Source organism: Paenibacillus sp. S02, from assembly GCF_019454065.1.
Taxonomy (GTDB): domain Bacteria; phylum Bacillota; class Bacilli; order Paenibacillales; family Paenibacillaceae; genus Paenibacillus; species Paenibacillus polymyxa_B.
In genome coordinates this window covers 5,001,213-5,022,101 of sequence record NZ_CP073682.1, presented here as the reverse complement: position 1 = coordinate 5,022,101, position 20,889 = coordinate 5,001,213, and the positions used below count along the sequence as shown (strand labels likewise).

Annotated in this window: 20 protein-coding genes; 17 read left to right on the top strand and 3 right to left on the bottom strand. The window is 45.8% G+C overall.

Features of this window, described 5'->3' with window-relative positions; all coding sequences use genetic code 11:
* Positions 1 to 29: 29 nt before the first annotated feature.
* The 4 genes from isdE (at position 30) to KAI36_RS22460 (ending at position 4,667) form a co-directional block, all read left to right on the top strand.
* On the top strand, positions 30 to 989 hold the full coding sequence (gene isdE / locus KAI36_RS22475) for a heme ABC transporter substrate-binding protein IsdE (protein WP_103744653.1): 960 nt from the start codon (positions 30 to 32) through the stop codon (positions 987 to 989).
* A gap of 14 nt (positions 990 to 1,003) precedes the next feature.
* Positions 1,004 to 1,987: a FecCD family ABC transporter permease gene (locus KAI36_RS22470; protein ID WP_028541843.1), complete on the top strand. Its 984-nt coding sequence runs from the start codon at positions 1,004 to 1,006 to the stop codon at positions 1,985 to 1,987.
* A complete protein-coding gene (locus tag KAI36_RS22465) occupies positions 1,977 to 2,756 on the top strand; it encodes an ABC transporter ATP-binding protein (RefSeq protein ID WP_025718721.1) in 780 nt (259 codons plus the stop codon). Before KAI36_RS22470 ends, KAI36_RS22465 begins: the two co-directional genes overlap by 11 nt.
* Positions 2,757 to 3,038: 282 nt before the next feature.
* A complete protein-coding gene (locus KAI36_RS22460; protein WP_103744651.1) occupies positions 3,039 to 4,667 on the top strand; it encodes an ABC-F family ATP-binding cassette domain-containing protein in 1,629 nt (542 codons plus the stop codon).
* A 181-nt stretch (positions 4,668 to 4,848) separates the two neighbouring features.
* Here KAI36_RS22460 and KAI36_RS22455 read toward each other — a convergent pair whose 3' ends face one another.
* On the bottom strand, positions 4,849 to 5,034 hold the full coding sequence (locus KAI36_RS22455) for a hypothetical protein (protein WP_013311941.1): 186 nt from the start codon (positions 5,032 to 5,034) through the stop codon (positions 4,849 to 4,851).
* Between the two features lie 410 nt (positions 5,035 to 5,444).
* Here KAI36_RS22455 and KAI36_RS22450 point away from each other — a divergent pair, with 410 nt between their 5' ends.
* Together KAI36_RS22450 and KAI36_RS22445 are read left to right on the top strand one after the other, a co-directional pair.
* Positions 5,445 to 6,314: a cation diffusion facilitator family transporter gene (locus KAI36_RS22450; protein WP_028541844.1), complete on the top strand. Its 870-nt coding sequence runs from the start codon at positions 5,445 to 5,447 to the stop codon at positions 6,312 to 6,314.
* Positions 6,315 to 6,505: 191 nt separating this feature from the next.
* Positions 6,506 to 7,672 (top strand): C40 family peptidase, encoded by a 1,167-nt coding sequence (locus tag KAI36_RS22445; RefSeq protein WP_103744649.1) that lies wholly within the window; start codon positions 6,506 to 6,508, stop codon positions 7,670 to 7,672.
* Positions 7,673 to 7,793: 121 nt separating this feature from the next.
* Here KAI36_RS22445 and KAI36_RS22440 read toward each other — a convergent pair whose 3' ends face one another.
* Positions 7,794 to 7,961 (bottom strand): DUF1328 domain-containing protein, encoded by a 168-nt coding sequence (locus tag KAI36_RS22440; RefSeq protein WP_220026059.1) that lies wholly within the window; start codon positions 7,959 to 7,961, stop codon positions 7,794 to 7,796.
* Positions 7,962 to 8,221: 260 nt separating this feature from the next.
* On the opposite strand from KAI36_RS22440, the gene KAI36_RS22435 reads away from it, so the two are divergent.
* From KAI36_RS22435 to KAI36_RS22385, 11 genes are all read left to right on the top strand, one after another.
* A complete protein-coding gene (locus KAI36_RS22435) occupies positions 8,222 to 8,743 on the top strand; it encodes a DUF948 domain-containing protein (protein WP_220026058.1) in 522 nt (173 codons plus the stop codon).
* A gap of 51 nt (positions 8,744 to 8,794) precedes the next feature.
* On the top strand, positions 8,795 to 9,313 hold the full coding sequence (locus KAI36_RS22430) for a hypothetical protein (RefSeq protein WP_034095094.1): 519 nt from the start codon (positions 8,795 to 8,797) through the stop codon (positions 9,311 to 9,313).
* A gap of 96 nt (positions 9,314 to 9,409) precedes the next feature.
* On the top strand, positions 9,410 to 9,751 hold the full coding sequence (locus KAI36_RS22425) for a YflT domain-containing protein (protein WP_023990277.1): 342 nt from the start codon (positions 9,410 to 9,412) through the stop codon (positions 9,749 to 9,751).
* A 235-nt stretch (positions 9,752 to 9,986) separates the two neighbouring features.
* The gene (locus tag KAI36_RS22420) at positions 9,987 to 11,168 is read left to right on the top strand and encodes a PP2C family protein-serine/threonine phosphatase (protein ID WP_023990276.1); all 1,182 of its coding nucleotides are present in this window, start codon (positions 9,987 to 9,989) and stop codon (positions 11,166 to 11,168) included.
* The gene (locus tag KAI36_RS22415) at positions 11,152 to 14,871 is read left to right on the top strand and encodes a response regulator (RefSeq protein ID WP_220026057.1); all 3,720 of its coding nucleotides are present in this window, start codon (positions 11,152 to 11,154) and stop codon (positions 14,869 to 14,871) included. Before KAI36_RS22420 ends, KAI36_RS22415 begins: the two co-directional genes overlap by 17 nt.
* 79 nt (positions 14,872 to 14,950) lie before the next feature.
* Positions 14,951 to 15,820, top strand: coding sequence for a CheR family methyltransferase (locus KAI36_RS22410; protein ID WP_220026056.1), 870 nt, complete (start codon positions 14,951 to 14,953; stop codon positions 15,818 to 15,820).
* Positions 15,821 to 15,839: 19 nt separating this feature from the next.
* The gene (locus KAI36_RS22405) at positions 15,840 to 17,510 is read left to right on the top strand and encodes a response regulator (protein ID WP_220026055.1); all 1,671 of its coding nucleotides are present in this window, start codon (positions 15,840 to 15,842) and stop codon (positions 17,508 to 17,510) included.
* Positions 17,511 to 17,609: 99 nt separating this feature from the next.
* Positions 17,610 to 17,948: an STAS domain-containing protein gene (locus KAI36_RS22400; RefSeq protein WP_023990272.1), complete on the top strand. Its 339-nt coding sequence runs from the start codon at positions 17,610 to 17,612 to the stop codon at positions 17,946 to 17,948.
* 18 nt (positions 17,949 to 17,966) lie between these two features.
* On the top strand, positions 17,967 to 18,419 hold the full coding sequence (rsbW, locus tag KAI36_RS22395) for an anti-sigma B factor RsbW (protein ID WP_023990271.1): 453 nt from the start codon (positions 17,967 to 17,969) through the stop codon (positions 18,417 to 18,419).
* The gene (locus tag KAI36_RS22390) at positions 18,416 to 19,189 is read left to right on the top strand and encodes a sigma-70 family RNA polymerase sigma factor (RefSeq protein ID WP_013311929.1); all 774 of its coding nucleotides are present in this window, start codon (positions 18,416 to 18,418) and stop codon (positions 19,187 to 19,189) included. The genes rsbW and KAI36_RS22390 overlap by 4 nt, the downstream gene beginning before the upstream one ends.
* 120 nt (positions 19,190 to 19,309) lie before the next feature.
* The gene (locus tag KAI36_RS22385; protein ID WP_220026054.1) at positions 19,310 to 20,269 is read left to right on the top strand and encodes a magnesium transporter CorA family protein; all 960 of its coding nucleotides are present in this window, start codon (positions 19,310 to 19,312) and stop codon (positions 20,267 to 20,269) included.
* A 115-nt stretch (positions 20,270 to 20,384) separates the two neighbouring features.
* On the opposite strand, the gene KAI36_RS22380 is transcribed toward KAI36_RS22385, so the two are convergent.
* Positions 20,385 to 20,861, bottom strand: a complete 477-nt coding sequence (locus tag KAI36_RS22380) for a DUF5665 domain-containing protein (RefSeq protein WP_034095093.1) — start codon at positions 20,859 to 20,861, stop codon at positions 20,385 to 20,387.
* Positions 20,862 to 20,889: the final 28 nt, after the last annotated feature.

The following is a 20,889-nucleotide window of genomic DNA, read 5'->3' as shown; positions in this document are numbered from 1 at the left end:
ATATTTTGAATTGAGGTGAGTGGATTTTCATGAAACGGTATATAGCATTGGCTCAAGGAAGATCGTTTTGTTTGTATATGTTAATCGGCATCGTGATCTTGTTGCTGGCTGGATGTTCGGGAGGAGCACAGGCTGGACAGAATCAGAGCGATGGTTCGAAATCAGCGGCAACATCTAATACAACCGGAAAGTCGTCTGATGGTAAAGCTCAAGCTCCTCGTATTGTGGCAACTACGGTAGCCATTGCGGAAATCACGGATGCGCTGGGCCTGGATTTGGCAGGCAAGCCGACAAGCACAAAAGTGCTGCCTGACCGTTACAAGGATGTGCCTGATGTGGGTAATCCGATGAGTCCTGATATGGAAAAAGTGATGTCACTGAAGCCGACGGACGTACTGTCGGTGACGACACTGAAATATGATTTGGAGCCTAAATTTAAAGATTTGAAAATTAATGCCGAATTTTTGAATTTTGAAAGTCTCACGAATATGCAAAAAGAGATTCAAAAGCTGGGAGACACGTTTGGCAAAGCCGATAAGGCCAAAGAGATTAATGGAGCTTTGGATGCCAAAGTAGCTGAGATTCAACAAAAAATCAAAGGGAAGAAATCCCCTAAAGTATTGATTTTGCTGGGAGTACCGGGAAGCTATCTGGTGGCTACCGAGCATTCCTATATCGGGGATCTGGTCAAAATTGCAGGCGGAACAAATGTGGTTCAGGGCGAGAAGGTGGAGTTCATTGCCCACAATACCGAAGCCTTGCAGCAATCCAACCCCGATATCATTTTGCGCGCTGCACACGGGATGCCGGATGAAGTAGTGAAAATGTTCGATGAAGAGTTTAAAACTAACGATATCTGGAAGCATTTCAACGCTGTGAAAAATGGGCATGTCTATGATCTGCCTGAACCGTTGTTTGGCACAACAGGGAATTTAGCGGCAAACTCGGCGCTGGATGAGCTGATGAAAATGCTGTATCCTTCGAATTAAAGGAAGCTGATGACATGTCCAAAAAAGTATGGAGCCTTATTGTTGTAATTGTCTTGCTCGTTGGCGTCATGCTGTATTCAGCGATGACAGGTAGTCTCAAGGTGGATTTGAGTCAGTTGATGACCGGATTGTGGACAGGTACAGATGATCAGGTGAATGTGGTCAAGGACCTGAGACTACCGAGGATTTTCGTGTCCGTTATGGCAGGTGCAGCACTTGCAGTAGCGGGTGTTTTGCTGCAAGCCGTCATGAAAAACCCACTGGCGGATGCAGGGGTTATCGGCATTTCTTCGGGAGCGGCATTGATCTCGCTGATTGCGGTGACGGTCTTTCCTGCGCTTTATTTCTGGATGCCATTCTTTTCATTTATTGGCGGGGCGTTAGCCTGTTTAATGGTTTATGGTTTTTCATGGAAATCTGGCTTGCATCCGATTCGTCTCATTCTGATCGGGGTGGCTGTGAACGCCATTTTTTCCGGCCTAGGTCAGTCGTTTAACTATCGAGGCAGTTATGCAGTCACCAGCATTAATCAGGTTACCACTTCAACCTTGTCTATGAAAAAATGGGTAGATGTCGAGGTTATTGTGACCTATGGCGGGATTGGGCTAATTTTAGCTATGCTCGTGTTCTCTTGGTGCAATTTCTTGTCCCTTCAAGATAAAACAGCTAAAAATCTGGGATTCAATGTAACGCGTGCACGACTTTTGATTTCTGTGATTGCAGTGCTGCTTGCAGCAACGGCTACAGCCATCGCGGGAGTGATTGCTTTTATCGGCCTGCTCGTTCCGCATTGTGCCCGCTACCTAGTTGGCTCGGATCATAAGTGGTTGATTCCATTTTCCGCCTTATGCGGCGGCTTGCTGCTGCTGCTCGCGGATACACTGGGGCGGACGGTGCTTGCTCCCAATGAAATCCCGGCTTCTATTATTATGGCCGTCATTGGCGGGCCGTTCCTGATATTCCTGATCAGAAAGGCGGATCGCACCTATGGACATTAAGGATATAACCTTCTCATATGATCGGAAAACAGATCGTCTACATGCTATTAATGCTGTTATTGAGTCGGGACGGATTACGACCATTATTGGTCCCAACGGATGCGGCAAATCGACGCTGCTCAGCGTGATGTCTAACAATGCTGTTCCCCGCTTGGGCCAGGTGATTCTGGACGGCAAGGAGATAGCCCACTACAAGCCCAAGGAGCTGGCCCGTCAACTGGCGGTAGTCCATCAGCAGAACGAGGCACCTTCCGACTTGACAGTAGAAAAGCTCGTAAGCTTCGGCAGGTTGCCGCATAAGAACATGTTCACAGCGAGACGTGACGAGGATGAGGAGGCGATTGAGTGGGCAATAGCCTGCACTAACCTGAACGAACGTAGAACTCGCACGTTGGATCAGCTCTCAGGAGGAGAACGGCAGCGTGTATGGATTGCAATGGCCTTGGCACAGCGGACGCCAATTTTATTTTTGGATGAGCCGACCACCTATTTGGATATGTACTACCAGCTTGAAATTTTAGAGCTCATTCGGCAGTTAAACCAGGAACATGGACTGACAATTGTGATGGTGTTGCATGATATCAATCAGGCTATTCGGTATAGCGATGTGATGATTGCCATGAAGGAAGGGCGTATTATAGCGAACGGCCCACCTACAGAGGTCGTTACATCTGAACTGATCCAGGCGGTCTATGACGTGGAGGTCGTAATCAAACAGGATGATGAAGCCGGCATGTACCTCATTCCGATAGGTGTCGGGGTTTCCTGACAATTACAAGCGTATGGAACATCAATGCCGCGACTGAATAACGTGTCTGTCCTAACGGCATCTCAACGAATTTAGAACATGAAAATGGTTCTGGTCCATGTGTTTGTCAGGTGACAATCGTGGAGACAGAAGCATTTTTTATTTTATTTATAAGATATTGGATGAGATTCAGGGGCGGTTATACTTATACTACGGTTCGAATCCGATCTTTTGTGTGTTATACTATTGCCGTCGGTAATTTTGTGTTTAGCACTTTACTAATGATAAGGATGGTATGCTTATATGATCAGTACAAGCGGCGTAACGCTTCGTTATGGTAAACGCCCACTTTTTGAAGACGTAAATATCAAATTTACTCCTGGGAACTGCTACGGCCTGATTGGGGCGAATGGCGCGGGCAAATCCACCTTTTTGAAAATTCTTTCCGGTGAAATCGAAGCCAATTCAGGCGAGGTTCACATGACACCGGGCGAACGGATGGCAGTGCTCAAGCAGAACCATTATGAATACGATGAATTCCCAGTTCTGGAAACCGTTATTATGGGCCATACGCGTCTGTATGAAATCATGAAGGAAAAAGATACTTTGTATGCCAAAACGGAATTTACCGAAGCGGACGGCCTACGTGCTGGGGAGCTTGAAGGTGAATTTGCGGAGCTGAACGGATGGGATGCCGAGCCGGATGCAGCTTCCTTGCTGATCGGTCTTGGTATTTCCCGCGACCTGCATGACAAGAACATGTCTGAGCTGAGTGGTAATGACAAGGTACGTGTTCTCCTGGCTCAAGCGTTGTTTGGTCGTCCGAACAATTTGCTGCTCGATGAGCCTACCAACCATTTGGACCTCGAATCCATTCAATGGCTGGAAAATTTCTTGATGGACTATGAAGGCACCGTCATCGTCGTATCCCATGATCGTCACTTCCTGAACAAGGTATGTACGCATATTGCGGATATTGATTTTGGCAAAATCCAGATGTACGTCGGCAACTACGACTTCTGGTACGAGTCCAGCCAGCTTGCGCTTGCCTTGACTCGTGATGCCAACAAGAAAAAGGAAGAGAAGATCAAGGAACTGCAAGCCTTTATTCAGCGCTTTTCCGCGAATGCTTCCAAGTCCAAACAGGCTACTTCACGTAAAAAACAACTGGATAAAATTACGTTGGATGACATCCGTCCATCGAACCGTAAATATCCTTTCCTGAACTTCAAGCCTGAACGCGAAGCAGGCAAACAACTCCTGACAGTAGACCGCCTCAGTAAAACCGTTGAAGGCGAGCAAGTGCTGAATGAGTTCAGTCTGGTTGTGAACAAAGGCGATAAAATCGCGTTTGTTGGCCCGAACGGCATGCCTAAATCGACGCTCTTCCAGGTGTTGATGAACGAGATCGAAGCGGATAGCGGAGAATTCTCTTGGGGGATTACAACTAGCCAGGCTTATTTCCCGAAAGATAATTCCACCTATTTTGAAGGTGTGGATATGAATCTTGTGGAATGGCTGCGTCAATATTCCAAGGATCAGGACGAAACGTTCCTGCGCGGCTTCTTGGGACGTATGCTTTTCTCTGGTGAAGAAGCGCTTAAAAAAGCAAGTGTGCTGTCCGGGGGCGAAAAGGTTCGCTGTATGCTGGCGAAAATGATGCTGAACGGTGCCAATGTGTTGTTGCTGGAAGAACCGACCAATCACTTGGATCTGGAATCCATTACAGCGCTGAACAATGGTCTGATTGATTTTGACGGCACTATATTGTTTACTTCGCATGACCACCAGTTTATTCAAACTATTGCGAACCGCATCGTGGAAATTACACCAAACGGCGTAATCGACCGTACGATGAGCTATGATGAATACTTGGAAAATGAAGAAATCACAAAATTGCGTGAACGTATGTATCCGGTAGAAATCGGCTAAAATCCAAACCGGCTAACTTCAACAACTAGATAAACGAAAGAGGAGCTCCTTTAGGCCATTGATATGGTCGGGAGACTCCTCTTTTTTCGTTTGTGCCATGACCCATAGCTTACTCGGTTCCGGAGTGAGGTAAGATAGACCTCGTCCGATTTTACGTACAATATATATACTATGGGGTGGCTTATGATCCGCCTGTACGACGGCGTTGGTTGTTCGGCTTCTTCGTATTTTGGCTTTTCAGTGTTTTGGCGGAACCGCCTTGAAAGCCGCCCTGCTGTGAAGCGCCGGACTGCTGTTTTTTTTGTGCCAGCTTTTCCCGAATGGCATCTGCGAGATTAACTTTACGTGGTTCATTAGCATCGCTCATGAATAAATTCCTCCTGTTGCCGCCAGATTCATGTCAATCATGCTGGATTGAAGAAAAACGCGGCTGTGTCCTCATTTTATACGTTTTTAAAAGAAGGGACAAGGGCAACAATGATAACACACATCTGGGGTGGGGTGGAAGAGAAAACCTCTGTCTTTTGCGTGAAGGAAAAAATGTTTTGTGTAACCTACAGGAATGGGGCCTGGCAATACTTTTTCGTTGTTACTACAGCGATGCAGAGCGGAAAGACTGTTTCTCTAGACCCACACAAAGTTCGTCTGCTATCCTGAAAATAACAGTTAACCAAAGAAAATTGTTATTATTCAGGGCAGCAACGCTGCTATTTTTATTTTTGGGCCCGGTGACATCGTTCTGCTGGGAACTATATATTTGAAGGAGTGTCCTGCGTTGTGGTAAATGTCTATGAAGAGATACGAAAAGGTGAGCGTGGGGCGTGGGTGAGCATTGCTGCTTATCTCTTGCTGTCCGCCTTTAAGCTGATTAGCGGATATATATTTGCTTCTAGCGCGTTGCGGGCGGATGGCTTCAATAATGTCACTGATATTGTAGTGTCGGTTGCTGTACTGGTTGGACTGAGAATTTCCCAAAAGCCACCGGACTCTGACCATGCCTATGGACATTTTCGGGCAGAAACGATCGCGGCGCTGCTGGCGTCCTTTATTATGGCTGTCGTCGGTTTGCAGGTGCTTATTGATGGGATCGGGAGCATTTTCAAAGGCGGAAAGCAAATACCGGATATCACCTCCGCGGGTGTAGCTGTAATTTGTGCTGTGATTATGCTGGGAGTGTACCTTTACAATAACAGACTGGCACGGCAAATTAACAATAAGGCTTTGCTGGCAGCGGCCAAGGATAATCTATCGGATGCACTTGTCAGTGTTGGGGCAGCAGTTGGCATTATCGGCGCACAGTTCGGCCTACCCTGGCTGGATACTGTAGCTGCGATTGCGGTAGGATTTATCATTTGTAAAACAGCGTGGGATATTTTTAAGGATTCCACGCACAGCTTGACCGATGGATTTGATGAGCAAGAGCTGTCTGACTTACGGAGTACGATTGCCTGTATACCTGGAGTAGAGGGGATTCGGGACGTTAAGGCACGTGTACACGGCAATCATGCGCTGGTGGATGTGGTCATTGAGGTCAATCCGCAACTCAGCCTGATTGAAGGGCATCGAATCAGCGACCGGATTGAGGAACGTCTGCAAGAGGTTCATAATACGATGCATGTCCATGTCCATGTAGAACCCAAATTATAGATTAATTATTGAATAGTTAGTGTTAAAAGTGACTTTAGACCTATATGCAAAAGGCGTATACGCTTCCTTTTGTGACGTTTGGATTATATCTCTCTTCCTGCTGCTTTTACTATAATGAAGGCATGTCCGGCTATATTCGTCGGAATTGGATATGCTCTTCAAATTCGTAAAAACAGCCAGGAGGTGCAACATTGAGAAGACGCGTGATGGGAATGCTCATGACGTCAGCCGCGCTGTTGGCAGCAATTCATGTGGCGCCAAGTCAGGTTGACGCAGCGGCATCAACAGCATCCACAGGACAGAAGGCAGTTATTCAGGCGGCTGTAAAGCTTAGATCCGGTCCTTCGACTACAGGGGATGTAGTCAGCTTTATGAAGCAGGGAGAGGCCGTAACGGTATTGGAGAAAACAAACAGCTATTGGTATAAGATCAAGACTTCTGATGGAGTAACCGGATATACTAGCAGCTCCGACAAGTACATAAAAGTTGGCGCTACCAGCGTCGCTGCTGCTGTCACCTCATCTGCCAGCCGTAAATCGGAAGCCGCAGAGTCAGTTAAAAATGTTTCAGCTAAAGAGGCTGTGGCCTCAGTGAATAGTTCTGCCGGTCAAACGAAAGCCACGATTCAAACGTCCGTTCGTTTGCGGGCGGAGGCATCCACTTCTTCCGAGGTTTTGGGCTATTTGAATGCAGGGGATGTCGTTACGATTACCGATCCAAGTAATGCCTATTGGTTCAAGGTTACCAATGCTGATGGTACGGTGGGCTATGTTAGCTCGTCTCCACAGTATATTCGTATTGGTGAGGGCGTTGTTGTGCAGCAGCCTGTGGCTGCTCCGGTGACAACCACTCCTGATACTACCGCAATACCTGTGACAGCATCTCCTGCGTCAACTATGAACATGTTTTCCGGTGATGCAGCGGCTGCAATAGAGCAGGTTATTAACACGGGGATGACTTATCTCGGAACTCCATATGAATATGGTTCGGATCGTAACAGTACGGCTACTTTTGATTGCTCGGCATTTACCCGTCAAATTTTCCGTCAGGCTGTAGGTATCCAGCTTCCGGCAGATTCTCGTTCACAGGGTGAGTGGATCAAGCAAAACAGTCAGCCGAATACGGACATGACTACGCTGAAGCGTGGCGATTTACTCTTCTTTACAAATTATAATGCATCTTCCGGGGCGTACACGTCCTTGGATAATTCCTCCCAAACGATTACACACGTAGCTGTATATTTGGGAGACAACAAGCTTCTCCATACGTTTTCTGTAGCGGGTGGCGGTGTAAAAGTTACGGATTTCAGCAAGCCTTGGCAGGACCGTTTCCTGTTTGGGGGCAGCGTGATTCAATAAAAACGTCGTTAACCGTAAAAAAGCTGCATCAAAAAAGGATGTTCCACAGCCCTGTTGACCAGGGTGGGAACATCCTTTTTTTATAAACATTTATTGCTTTTGTACAGCTATCATCCGATAACTATGAAACCCGTCTTCTTCCGGTAAAGAGTGAAATGACGAACAACACCAGAAATATCACAAATAATATTTTAGCGATTGTAGCAGCTATGGACACGACGATACCAAAAAAACCTGAGATTCCGGCGATCACAGCAAAAATTAAGAATAAAGCGGACCATTTTAGCATGTTCTGTATCCTCCTTTAATTGTATATAATGTGGCATACTCACGCCCCGATAGAGCGTGGTTACAGATGACGGTGACTTCTATAGATTACTCGTGGCTGTGCCATCGTTATATGTTGTTTTAAACGGTGCGAGAGTCCGTGAATCATAACGTTTGGAGCGGAGAAGAAGCCAGCCTGGACGTTGTTTCGTGTCTGAATCTAAAGGGTAACTATGCAGTAATCATAAACATCATCGTGAAAGACGAAAGAGAGGTTACGCCATGTTAACACAGGTCAGCATTTTTATTATTGCTATCGCATTTGCAGTTCTCGTTATTTTCCTCATTAAAACGTTGAAAGCAGCACAAGGCTCACTGGATAAGGTGACTCAAACCTTACAGGATGTACAAAAAACGGTAGATGAACTGAGTTATGAAGTAAAACAAACGGTTCGACATGCGAATGACATCACCGCAGATGTTGATCATAAATTGAAGCAAGTGGAGCCAGTGATGGAATCGGTTAGAAACTTGGGGGAGGTACTCAGCGAAGTGACGCTGGCTGCCAAGCAGGCTTCAACAGCGTTAATGACACGGTTTCAGAAATCGCATAGCGCTGCGAGTAATACTTCCAGAACGGATAACGCGATTAACGCAACGACACCGAATAGACCTTTGACCGCAACGGAGCGAACGGTTCAGAGCTACAATGCGACTTATGAGGAGCCAGCGGCCAAGCCGGGTAAAAACTGGTTGGGTTATGTAGACATCGCTGCTGGGGTGTGGCAGAAAATGCGTCAGTAGCATAGTGGCTGAACCGTAAACTACAGGAAATTCATTGAAAGGGTGAGATTTATGATGAAGACGTTATTACTAGCTGCTGGTTTGCTCACTCCCTTCTCCGGACAGGATACGGTTCAGCAAACCGTTTCCCCGCAAACAGCGGGGCATATGGTTAGGACTGTACAGACGATACCCGCTCCACATGCTGTACCAGCAGATTTTCATACCTTAAACGGCATATCTTTGGATGATACACGTGCCGATGTATTGAAAAAGCTGGGCAAGCCACTACGAGTCAAAAAGGATATGCTGCTGCTTTCTACAGAATACCAATATCCAGATGTTGTAGTTGGTATGCGTGAGGACGTCGTTTCTTATGTGCATGTAGACCCTGCTGCCGGTCGAATTAAGGTAAATGATGAGTGGTTGCCGCTGCAACGGAAAACGCTGGATCAGGCGCTGGGTGGCTCGCAATTCACGGCGGAAGACGGAGAGGTCTATGTACGCGGACAACGTGCAATCAAAGTGTTTATGGATGAGACGTCTGATAAACCTAAGTATGTTGAGTTTTTTGATGAAACGGAATGGTAATCGATTTTTTCGAGGCGTGACATAACATGGAAGTTTCAAATGGATATGTGAAGTGTAATAGTCAGAGAAGTCAATCCTTAAAGGAGCGTGAGAAACATGAATCAGACCAATCATAAATCTTATGCCAAAGTGGTAGATAACGGTGTACAAGCCGTTGAAGCAGTAAATGAGTTGCGTAACACGGGCTATCGTTATGAGGATGTGTTCGTGCTCGCTCATGATCAGGATCGGACAGATCGTATTGCTGATACGGTGGATGCCAAGGAAATCGGGATTAAGGAAGAGGGCGTTTTCGACTCATTAGCCAACTTGTTCCGTTCCCGCGGCGATGAGCTTCGCGCTAAAATTACTTCCTTGGGATTTACAGATACCGAAGCTGACTTTTATGAAAAAGAACTGGATCAGGGTAAAGTGCTGGTCATTGCTAAAAAAGCGTGATATTGCTGTTCACCATAAAAGCAGAGTGGCATTAGATTCGAAAAAGAGGATGTTGACCGCAGCACAAGTGTTTCGCGGGTCCTCCAAAAACATAGATAAGGAATGGGGTTCCAGCCTCATTCCTTATCTATGTTTTTGGAATGCCTTCTTACGGAAACACTACTACTAATGAACAAGGGTGTTGCCGTTTAAGCAGGTATAGTATAATACATGAGTTACAGATAAGGAGAGGCCAATGAGAATTCTAATTGTTGACGATAACCCGACGAATGTCATTATTATTCGTGAAATACTGAAAAAAGAAAATTATCGGGATGTGATCTCTGCTAGCTCGGCCGCAGAAATGTTGGAGCATCTGGGAATCGGCGATCGTACCATTAGTCTTCGACCCCGTCCTTCAGATATTGATCTGGTGCTGCTGGACATGATGATGCCTGAAATGGACGGCATTGAAGCTTGCAGTATTGTGCAGGAATATGAGCATTTAAAAGATATCCCGATTATTATGGTAACGGCAGTAGGCGATTCCAAAAAATTGGCCGAAGCTCTGGATGTGGGAGCCGTCGATTATGTCACGAAGCCGATCAACAAGGTAGAGCTAATGGCGCGAATCCGGTCTGCTTTGCGTCTCAAACAGGAGAAGGACTGGCATAAGGATCGGGATCAGCGAATTCAGGATGAGTTGAAGCTGGCCGCGATGGTGCAGCAGGCGGTGCTTAGTCCTGCCATTCAGGACCCGGTGCTGCAAGTGAATGCGCTCTATCAGCCTTCCTTTGAACTGGCAGGGGATTTATATTCATGGTATCCGTTAGGGGAGGGGCGATATGCCATCATTTTGCTTGATATGATGGGGCATGGCATTTCTTCCTCGCTGTTCTGCATGTTCATTGCGTCTGTACTTAAGGATACGGTGACCACATATGTGGAGCCTGAGAAAGTCATACAAGAGCTGAATCGTCGTTTTAATCAACTGGATCTGGGCAAGCAGCTGGTACAGTATTATTTTACGGCGATTTATATGGTGATTGATACCCGTTCACGGCGAATTGACTATGTAAATGCGGGACATCCTCCCGGTTTGCTGTTCAACCAGGATGGCAGCATTACCAAATTTGACCGTGCATGTAGCCCGGTTGGTTTGTTTGATAAGATTGATGCAGAAATGCACACGATTCATTATGAAGGAACTGGACATATCGCTTTGTATACGGATGGCTTGCTGGAAGCGGTGGAAGGTGAATATGAGGAGCAGTTGGAGTATCTGACTGAGTGTCTACGTAAGTATGAGGATTGGAATGAAGAAGCGATGTTGGATGCATTTTTTCGTAATGAGGCGCCACAGGATCGCGATGATGATAAGTGCCTGATCTGGATTTCATTGAAAGAGGGAGAGAGCTTGCATGAAAATCAGAAATAAACTGCTGATCGGCTTTGGATCGCTTATGGCGATCCTCCTTGTGCTGACGCTAATCAGCTATGACCGTATGGGGAGCCTGAATGAGCAGCTGAATCAGGTTTACCAGGACCGATATGTGAAGGTCCGGAAAACAACGGCTATTCGCGGTCAGGTGAATGATATGGCCAAAGTTATGGCCAACCTGCTTTTAAATCCGGGCTCCTCCGTCGGCGAGGCCAAACGTGAGCTCGATGATATTTCCGCTACTGGAACGAAAGTGCTGGCAAGTCTGCAAACAAATTCAGGCACCAGTGAAGAGCAGCAGCAGGTTGATCGGGTAGCCGTCGCCTGGAATGAATTTCTAAGTTACGAACAAAGGTTAGTGTCCTTGCTGGGACAAGATCGCATTGATGAGGCTAACGCTTTCCGCAATAGTACTGGTTTGCCTGCTCAAGAGGAGGCAATGGACAGCATTAATGCCCTTGCCGTTTTTCAGGATCGGGAGATTGATAACGACATGAAGCAAGCCAATCGGGCCTATGAGGAATCTGTACAGATTACCACAATTCTGATGGCCGCCGGTCTGATCATGGGCTTACTGGTTATTTTGTGGGTGCTCCCAAGCATTGCCAAAGGTCTAAATATCGTTAATCTCATGATTAATGGTTTTGGCAAGGGAAAGTACAGGGCCATCAGCCGAATGAGTGTTGCCTCCAAAGATGAAATCGGTGAAGTCGCTCGTGTATTTCAACAAATGGCCGGGGATTTGGAAGAAAAGCGGAAATTCGAGCATTCCGTCCTTCAAACGCAGAAGGATCAAACTTGGCTTAATGCCAATACTGCTCGGGTGACTGAGCTGTTCCGCGGTGTGAATTCACTGGAGCAGGTTGCTCAGATGTTCATTAGTGAGTTTACGCCCATCTTGGGAGGCAGCTATGGAGCCATCTATTTGCAAGGAAAAGATGTAGAAGACAACCGTTTTAAGTTATACGGCTCCTATGCAAAGGTGACTGGCGAAAATTCGATTAGGGACGTTATCCATGTGGGCGAAGGATTGCTCGGACAATGTGTTCTGGATCGTAAGCCGATCTTGATTACAGAGGCTCCTGACGGATATTTGTCCATAGGCTCTGCCTTAGGAGAAAGTAAGCCAGTGGGAATTATGATCTTCCCTATTTTGTTCGAGGATGAGTGCATCGGTGCTATAGAAATAGCGTCACTGGATCGCTTCAGTGATCTGGAAACGAAGCTGTTTGCTCAATTAGTAGAGAGCTTGGGGATCATTCTGAACAATATCAAGGGACGGATGCGTGTAGAGCAATTGCTGCGCGAATCCCAGGCACTTACTGAGGAATTGCAATGCCAGTCCGAGGAGCTACAAACTCAGCAAGAGGAACTCAAGCGCTCCAACGAAAATTTGGAGGAGCAAACAGAGGAGCTCAAACGTTCAGAGGAATTGTTACAGCGTCAACAGGAAGAATTGGAGCATTTTAATACTGAACTGATCGCCAAAACTAGAGCGCTAGAAGAACAAGTTCGAGAAGTGGAAGAAAAGAACGACGAGATTGAACATGCACGAGCTCAGTTGGAACAACAGGCAATGCAGCTAGGAATCACAAGCAAATACAAATCCGAGTTTTTGGCCAATATGTCTCATGAGCTGCGTACTCCGCTAAATAGCTTGCTTATTCTTTCTCAGCTCTTGTCTGAGAACAAGGAAGGCAATCTCAAGCCAAAGCAGGTGGAATATGCACAAACCATTTATATGTCAGGCGCGGATTTGTTGAAAATGATTGATGAAATTCTAGATTTATCCAAAGTGGACGCTGGAAAAATGGATATTAACCATGAAGCGGTCCATTTGAAGGAACTGGAACTGTTTGTGGAGCAGAATTTTGCTCCGGTCGCAGCCAAACGTGAGCTTCAACTGCATACCGAAATCGAAGAGAACTTGCCAGATGCCATTATTAGTGACGGTTATCGTCTCAAACAAATTTTACGAAATCTGCTGTCTAATGCCTTCAAGTTCACCACGGAAGGTTCTATTCGTTTCAATGTATCTCGGGCAAACGGAGAGCAGCTTCCTGGTCTGCTAAATCCACGAAGATCCTATCTGGCTCTCGCTGTGCGTGATACGGGCATTGGGATTGCTTCCGATAAAACGGATCTGATCTTCGAAGCCTTCCAGCAGGTAGACGGTACAACCAGCCGGAAATACGGGGGAACAGGACTAGGTCTGTCGATCAGCCGCGAGCTTTCCAGATTGTTGGGCGGCGTTATTACGGTGGAATCCGAGCAGGGACAGGGCAGTTGCTTCACACTGTATTTGCCGGAACAAACACCAACGGCTGAGGATATGGATTCTCATTCGAGAGAGGAACTTAACGGTGCGGATGTGAATTCGGATTTTGAGAATGTCGCAGCCTCGGTAAAAACGGACCTTCCCATGATTATGCCTGCTAAAGGGTTGCCATTATATCAGATGCCTTCGAAAAACAAAGTGGAGGACATTATACATCCGGGGGACGACCGAAACGAGATTACCTCGCAGGATAAAGTGCTGCTGATTATTGAGGATGATATTAATTTTGCTAATATTTTGTACGATATGGCCCGTAGCCGGGGCTTTAAGGCACTGATCGCTCTCCAAGGAGACGATGGGCTCAACATGGCTCAGTCTTATTTGCCGGATGCTATTATATTAGATATTCAATTACCTGTGATGGATGGCTGGTCCATTTTGGGCGAGCTGAAAGGAAATTCATCGACACGTCATATTCCAGTGCATGTTATTTCGGTCATAGATGATGTGAAGCAGGGCTTAATGATGGGCGCGATTGCCTATCTCAAAAAGCCTTCCTCGAAGGAAAGTCTGGATAAGACATTTTCACATATAAAATCGTATACGGACCAAATGGTCAAACGTCTCCTTGTGGTTGAAGATGATGACAATCAGCGTAAATCCATTATTGAGCTGATCGATCATGATGATGTTGCCATTACGGCGGTATCGACAGGTCAGGAAGCACTGAATGAGCTGGCTACCCAGCGGTATGACTGCATGGTACTGGATCTGATGCTGAGCGACATGACTGGTTTTGAACTGCTGGATCGTATTCGAGAGAACGAGCAGCTAACTGATCTGCCGATCATTATTTATACAGGCAAAGATCTGGATAGCAAAGAAGAAACGCAACTTCGCAAATATGCAGAGTCTATTATTATTAAGGATGTTAAATCGCCGGAACGGCTTTTAGACGAAACAACGTTGTTCTTGCATCGTGTAGAGGCGAATCTTCCTGAGGATAAACGCAAAATTTTGCAGAAGCTATACAACAAGGAAGAGCTGTTTGAAGGTAAAAAAATATTGTTGGTAGACGATGATATTCGCAATGTATTTGCTCTGTCCAGCGTGCTGGAAAGCTATCGTATGGAGGTTACCTTTGCGGAAAATGGAAGAGAAGCACTGGAACTGCTGGAACAGACACCTGATTTTGATCTGGTGCTGATGGATATGATGATGCCGGAAATGGATGGATATGAAGCGATGCGACGTATCCGGCTAATGCCACAATTCGAGAAGTTGCCTATTATTGCCCTGACAGCCAAGGCCATGAAGGATGATCGTTCCAAGTGTATTGAGGCAGGCGCTTCCGATTATGTAAAAAAACCGATTCAAACCGAACAGCTTTTATCATTAATGCGGGTGTGGTTGTATTCGTAACCCAAAAAAATGGGTAATATAAATCGACACATGATTGGAGCGGCACAGGCAAAACCTATTTAGGAATTGGAGAGAGATTATGACATCTAAGGATATGTCGGATAATGCTGCTAATGAAGTGAAATCGAATGATACTGAGCGGGAATTGATTGAGATTGAGCTGTTGCTGGAAGGTATACATCGGCTGTACGGCTACGATTTTCGTAACTACGCTCTGCCATCGATTAAGCGGCGTGTTTATTATCATGCGCAGTCCGAGAATGTAAGCACGATATCAGGACTTCTGGAGAAGGTGCTGCATGATCGCAGCGCCTTCGATAGACTGGTACAAAGCCTTTCCATTCCGGTGACCGAGATGTTCCGTGACCCGGAGCTGTTTCTGAATTTCAGGCAGAAAATCATTCCTATTTTGCGAACGTATCCGTACATTCGAATATGGCATGCAGGTTGCTCCACTGGTGAGGAAGTATATTCTATGGCGATCTTGCTGCATGAAGAAGGCTTATATGATAAGGCCCGCATTTATGCGACGGATATGAATAACCTATCTTTACAGCAGGCGAAGGAAGGCGTATACGGGATTGACCGAATGAAGCTGTATACCAAAAATTATTTGGAGTCCGGGGGCACACAATCGTTCTCTGAATATTATACAGCCAAGTATGATTCAGTGATGTTTCATCCTTTTCTACGGAAAAATATTATTTTTGCGGAGCACAACTTAGCGACTGACCGGTCCTTTAACGAGTTCAATGTTATTTTTTGCCGGAATGTCATGATCTATTTTAACGACGAACTTCGCAACCACGTGCATGGGTTGTTTTATGATAGCTTGAGTCATTTTGGTGTGTTGGTGCTTGGGGCCAAGGAATCCATACACTTTACCGATTATAGTGATTCCTACGAGCCGCTGGACCGGATAGAAAAAATTTACCGGAAGATTAAATAGAGATGCATAGGAGGATTCCATGGGGCTTCATGAACCGATTCATATATTGCTGGTAGATGACAGACCTGAGAACCTGCTCGCTCTTGAGGCGGTGCTGGAGAGTGAACAATATAATTTGGTAAAGGCCACATCCGGGGAAGAAGCGCTGCGATGTCTATTAAAAGATGAATTTGCAATCGTAGTCCTCGATGTGCAGATGCCGGGTATGGATGGAATTGAGACCGCAAAGTTAATCAAGGCCAGAGAGAAAACGAAGGATATTCCGATTATCTTTATTTCAGCTAACAGCAAGGAAGCGGAGCATTTATTTGCGGGGTATTCAGCGGGCGGTATTGATTATATGGTGAAGCCGTTCATCCCGCAAATTCTCAAGTCCAAAATTGAAGGCTTCGTGCAAATGTATCTGACAAACAAGCGCTTGAAGACACAGTCCATGCTGCTTCATCAGAAGACCCAGCAGCTGGAGAAGATGAACAGCGAACTGATTGCCGCCAAGGAGGCAGCAGAGATTGCTGCCAATGCCAAAACGGAATTTCTGGCGATGATGAGCCATGAGATCCGCACACCTATGAACGGCGTCATTGGCATGATTGATTTGCTGATGGAGACGGAGTTGCAAAGTGACCAACAGGAATATGCCGATATCATCCGTCGTAGTGCAGACGCGCTGGTAGCAGTCATTAATGATATTCTGGACTTCACTAAGCTGGAGTCAGGCAAAATGGAGGTAGAGGAATATCCTTTTGATCTGGTTTCCTGTATCAAGGAAGTTTTCAGCCTATTTACGGTAGAGGTGAACCGAAAGAACTTGGAACTGGTTTATTTCCTCGATGAACAGATGCCTCCTGTGTTATATGGAGATATGGGAAGATTGCGTCAAGTATTGATTAACCTGGTATCCAATGCCGTCAAATTTACAGACCGGGGCGGGGTGTATGTCTTCGCATCTGTCAAAGAGCAAAGCGACAATGGACTTACGGTTGAGTTTTCTGTGAAGGATACAGGCATTGGTATTGATCCCACTAAGGTTGGAGGGCTGTTTCAGCCCTTTTCCCAACTGGATTCTTCAATGACGCGTAAATATGGTGGTACCGGGTTAGGACTCGCCATTTGTAAAACCTTAGTGAATATGATGGGCGGAGATATCCGTGTAGATACGAGCGGAGAACAGGGCGTGACGTTTCATTTTACAATGAAGCTTGGCTTTGCTCAGGAAAATGAACTGGAGGGGGAGTCCAGCCACGATTGGGAAATTCCACATCAGGAATCTCCAAGCCGTAAACCTGTACTGGTCGTAGATGATCATCCGATTAACCAGAAGCTGATGGTAAATATACTGGATAAGCTCGGTTTAGCTTCAGATGTGGCAGCAGATGGGCAACAGGCGCTTGATATGGTCATGGCGAATCAGGACTATGACTATATCTTTATGGACTTACAGATGCCTGTGATGGACGGTCTAGAGTGTACGGGTAGAGTGCGTGAGCAATTGGCGGGAAGATCCCAACCTGCCATTATCGCCATGACGGCTAACGTCATGGAGGGTATTCAGCCTCGATGTATTGAAGCTGGGATGAATGATTATATTAGTAAGCCCGTTAAAATCAGTAGTGTCAAACAGGCGTTGCTACGGCATTCTCCAGACCATTTTCCAATGCAGTCGGGTAAAGATCAAATCAATGAAGCTTAGATGGTGGTATTTGGTAGTGTTTAAAAAGTTATACCGTGATTCAAATGCTCGTATAATGGGTTAGTATGTAGGGAAATCTTTTTTCGGGAGAGTAGGCCTATGAATACAAATAAAAATGAGAAGTTTAATGCAATTACAGAAACAACCGATGGCGTAAATACCGTTTATCTGAGTGGAGAGTTGGATCTTTCAGTAGCACCTGATTTTCGTCTGGTGATGGAGCCTTTGGTGGGGGAGTCCAGCCAAGATTTGATTATTAACTTGAGAGACCTTAAATACATTGACAGCACGGGTATTGGTATCTTGTTATCCATTTTAAAAGCAAGGCATGGGATGGAGTCTCGCTTTGCTGTTCAAGAGGTACCGCCTCAAATTCAAAAGCTGTTTGATATGACCGGTATTGCCAAATTCTTTGTCCCCCAGGAGAATTCCCAATAGGAAAGGAAAGAAAAAGAAATGAATGCTCAAATTCAAAAAGTAGTTCTTAATTTGCCGGCAACTGCTGACTTTGTTGATATTGTAAGATTAAATTTATACGGTATTGCCGCGAAAATGGGATTCTCTTATGAGGATATTGAAGACATGAAAGTGGCTGTATCGGAAGCCTGTAATAACTCTGTCCTTTATGCTTATGGTCATGAGGGGGGAGTCGTGGAAGTAATATTCGAATTTGATGAAGTTTCGTTGTCCATTCGTGTCAAAGATGAAGGGGAGAGCTTTGAACGTGTGGAGGACCCGTCCCGCATCGCATCCTTGCATGACAAGGAGTTGAATGATGCGCAGATAGGCGGATTAGGCTTTTATCTCATGCAGGCGCTTATGGACGATGTCCATATCTTGAATGAGACAGGAAAAGGCACCGAAGTGGTGCTTGTAAAGCGACTGACCAGAAGTGAGGAAAGAGTATGAATGAAAAGGTAACTCCCCCGGAGTCGATGGATGAAGCCGTTGGTCTAATCTGGGAGTACCAGCAAACAAAAGATAACGAGATTGCTACCGTGCTGATCCGTAAGTATGAGCCGATGGTCAAGATGGCTGCCGGGAAGATCTCCCGTAACCGTCCGGACTTATACGAGGATTTATATCAGACCGGTCAGATGGCTTTGATACGTCTGCTTCAGCAATACGATATCAGCTTGGGTATCCCATTTGAACCGTACGCTATGAAAAGTATGCTGGGACATATGAAAAATTATTTGCGCGACAAATCCTGGTACATCCAGGTTCCTCGCCGCATTAAGGAAAAGGGTGCGCTTGTTCAACATGCTATTGATGAACTGACCGTTAAATTGGAACGCTCACCTAATGTGGACGAGATTGCGACCTATTTGGATCTTACCGTGGAAGAAACGATTGAGGTGCTTGCTGGCCGTGAGTGCTATCACTATGTTTCACTGGACTCGCCTTTATCCCAGGAAGAGAGTGCAGCTACGTTAGGCGAGCTCATTAGCTCGGATGCTAACGATTATGACACTGTGGAAAAACGAATGGATTTGCAGCAGGCTTTAAGCCAACTGAAGGAGCAGGAACAAAAGGTGCTTCTTCTGGCATTTCAGGACGGTCAATCTCAACGTGCGATTGCACAGACGTTGGGCGTATCGCAGATGAGCGTTTCCCGTATTCAGAAGCGGGCAACGGAAAAGCTGAAGCAGATTATGTCTAATTCCTCTATTTCATGAGTAGATGGCAGATTATATGGCTTAAAATATTTGACGTCACATCGTAAGGACACGTTATTCCGATATGGGAAGCGTGTCCTTTTTATAAAGCGAAAAAGGTTGGGAGGAAGGTTGGAATCCATGGCAGCATTTGAACAGATTTCTTCCTTTCGTGGAGGATGGGAATGGTGGGACATCAGTGCTGGGAATTGGCAAGATTCGGTCATACAGCACTTGAAGGAGAAGCTCCCAGAAGCCTCAGAATGGCTGGACAAGGTAGAGGACATTCCATCCAGCTTTATATCTGTGCGCTTTCCAGATGGCAATCAGTCCTTAATGTACGGGTCGCTGATCTACTCTGTTCAGGAGGAGATCGACAGTCAGCGCAATTGCAACAAGTTTTATTTTCTGGTCCTAAATCAGAAGTTAGTGACGTTAAATTTGGATCAAAATACCCGTGAAATTATGCACACAGCGGAACGTCAAAAAATGCTGGAACAGTGTGAGGATGCAGCTGACGGCATGTTTGTATTGGCGAGAGCCGTGCTTCATTATTTTCATACAGGTATGGATAAGTTCGAGATCAACCTGAGAAGACTGGAAGAGGACATGGAAAAAAGGAATGCTCGGACGCTGATGGATTCTATATTGAATGCACGTTTCGAGCTGTTGTATTGGAGCAATATGTTCATTCCTTTTTCAGAGCTGGTAACGGCTTCTCGGGAGGCATATCTGGATAAGCTGGAGGAGAATCGCTTTTTTAAGCAGTTACTTTACCGTGTTACTCGGATGGAAGGACTTTTCCTGCATTATGAAAAGGAAATCGACACATTGATCTCCATTGACGACGCCATTTCTGCATTTAGGGGGAATGAGATTACAAAGACGCTCACCATTGTCACCGCCGTATTTACACCAGCAACTGTAGTGGGCGCTATATGGGGCATGAACTTTGAAAATCTGCCTTGGATTAAAACAGGCTGGGGTTTTACCACCGTGATTATTGCCACATTGCTAAGTATGGCGGGAATGTACGGCTGGCTGATGATGAAGGGGTGGACAGGAGACTTATTGAAAGCTAACAAGCGCAACAAATTGTAGCGACTGACTACAGCTGTTACAATTTACAAATAAAAAACGATCCATCGTAACTGGAGGCTCTTTGAGGAGTCTATTACTGGTTACGATGGATCGTTTTTAAATGAGATAGGGACAATTACTTAGTACCTTGGCTCATTTTGATATATCCTAATAATTCGGCGATGAAATCTCCGATGACCGGAAGATTTAATTGTACCAGGAAACTGAGCAACCAAGCGAGCAAGGCGAGTATGACCACTGTACCCAGCGTAAGGCCGAGACCACGTGCAATCCCTGCGGTCAGATTGCTCATAATTCTTCTTTTAGTGCTGGAGTAGTTCTCCAGAATATCTTTGAACTCTGCTCTTTCGAGCGTATCTGCTATTTGATCTAAGCGTTTGTTAAGCCGCTTGACCTCATGGCGCAGCTCAAAAGGATGCTCATTTACATCAAAGTCTCTCTCCTGATCATGCGTTTTAACATGATCAGGAGTAGAAGAAGCCTGCTTGGATGAAACCTCATCTGGCTGATCTTGAGCCTGTAGGGGATGAAAGGTTCTTTTGTTGTTCGCGGTAAGATCATCTCCATAGGAGTTTGGCTTGCTCATTGTCATCCCAGCCTTTCTATCATTTAAAAACAGC

Excerpts from the sequence above, each read along its gene's own strand:
- isdE (WP_103744653.1), top strand. The coding sequence starts at position 30 with ATGAAACGGTATATAGCATTGGCTCAAGGAAGATCGTTTTGTTTGTAT.
- KAI36_RS22470 (WP_028541843.1), top strand. The coding sequence starts at position 1,004 with ATGTCCAAAAAAGTATGGAGCCTTATTGTTGTAATTGTCTTGCTCGTT.
- KAI36_RS22465 (WP_025718721.1), top strand. The coding sequence starts at position 1,977 with ATGGACATTAAGGATATAACCTTCTCATATGATCGGAAAACAGATCGT.
- KAI36_RS22460 (WP_103744651.1), top strand. The coding sequence starts at position 3,039 with ATGATCAGTACAAGCGGCGTAACGCTTCGTTATGGTAAACGCCCACTT.
- KAI36_RS22455 (WP_013311941.1), bottom strand. The coding sequence starts at position 5,034 with ATGAGCGATGCTAATGAACCACGTAAAGTTAATCTCGCAGATGCCATT.
- KAI36_RS22440 (WP_220026059.1), bottom strand. The coding sequence starts at position 7,961 with ATGCTAAAATGGTCCGCTTTATTCTTAATTTTTGCTGTGATCGCCGGA.
- KAI36_RS22435 (WP_220026058.1), top strand. The coding sequence starts at position 8,222 with ATGTTAACACAGGTCAGCATTTTTATTATTGCTATCGCATTTGCAGTT.
- KAI36_RS22430 (WP_034095094.1), top strand. The coding sequence starts at position 8,795 with ATGATGAAGACGTTATTACTAGCTGCTGGTTTGCTCACTCCCTTCTCC.
- KAI36_RS22425 (WP_023990277.1), top strand. The coding sequence starts at position 9,410 with ATGAATCAGACCAATCATAAATCTTATGCCAAAGTGGTAGATAACGGT.
- KAI36_RS22420 (WP_023990276.1), top strand. The coding sequence starts at position 9,987 with ATGAGAATTCTAATTGTTGACGATAACCCGACGAATGTCATTATTATT.
- KAI36_RS22415 (WP_220026057.1), top strand. The coding sequence starts at position 11,152 with ATGAAAATCAGAAATAAACTGCTGATCGGCTTTGGATCGCTTATGGCG.
- KAI36_RS22410 (WP_220026056.1), top strand. The coding sequence starts at position 14,951 with ATGACATCTAAGGATATGTCGGATAATGCTGCTAATGAAGTGAAATCG.
- KAI36_RS22405 (WP_220026055.1), top strand. The coding sequence starts at position 15,840 with ATGGGGCTTCATGAACCGATTCATATATTGCTGGTAGATGACAGACCT.
- KAI36_RS22400 (WP_023990272.1), top strand. The coding sequence starts at position 17,610 with ATGAATACAAATAAAAATGAGAAGTTTAATGCAATTACAGAAACAACC.
- rsbW (WP_023990271.1), top strand. The coding sequence starts at position 17,967 with ATGAATGCTCAAATTCAAAAAGTAGTTCTTAATTTGCCGGCAACTGCT.
- KAI36_RS22390 (WP_013311929.1), top strand. The coding sequence starts at position 18,416 with ATGAATGAAAAGGTAACTCCCCCGGAGTCGATGGATGAAGCCGTTGGT.
- KAI36_RS22385 (WP_220026054.1), top strand. The coding sequence starts at position 19,310 with ATGGCAGCATTTGAACAGATTTCTTCCTTTCGTGGAGGATGGGAATGG.
- KAI36_RS22380 (WP_034095093.1), bottom strand. The coding sequence starts at position 20,861 with ATGACAATGAGCAAGCCAAACTCCTATGGAGATGATCTTACCGCGAAC.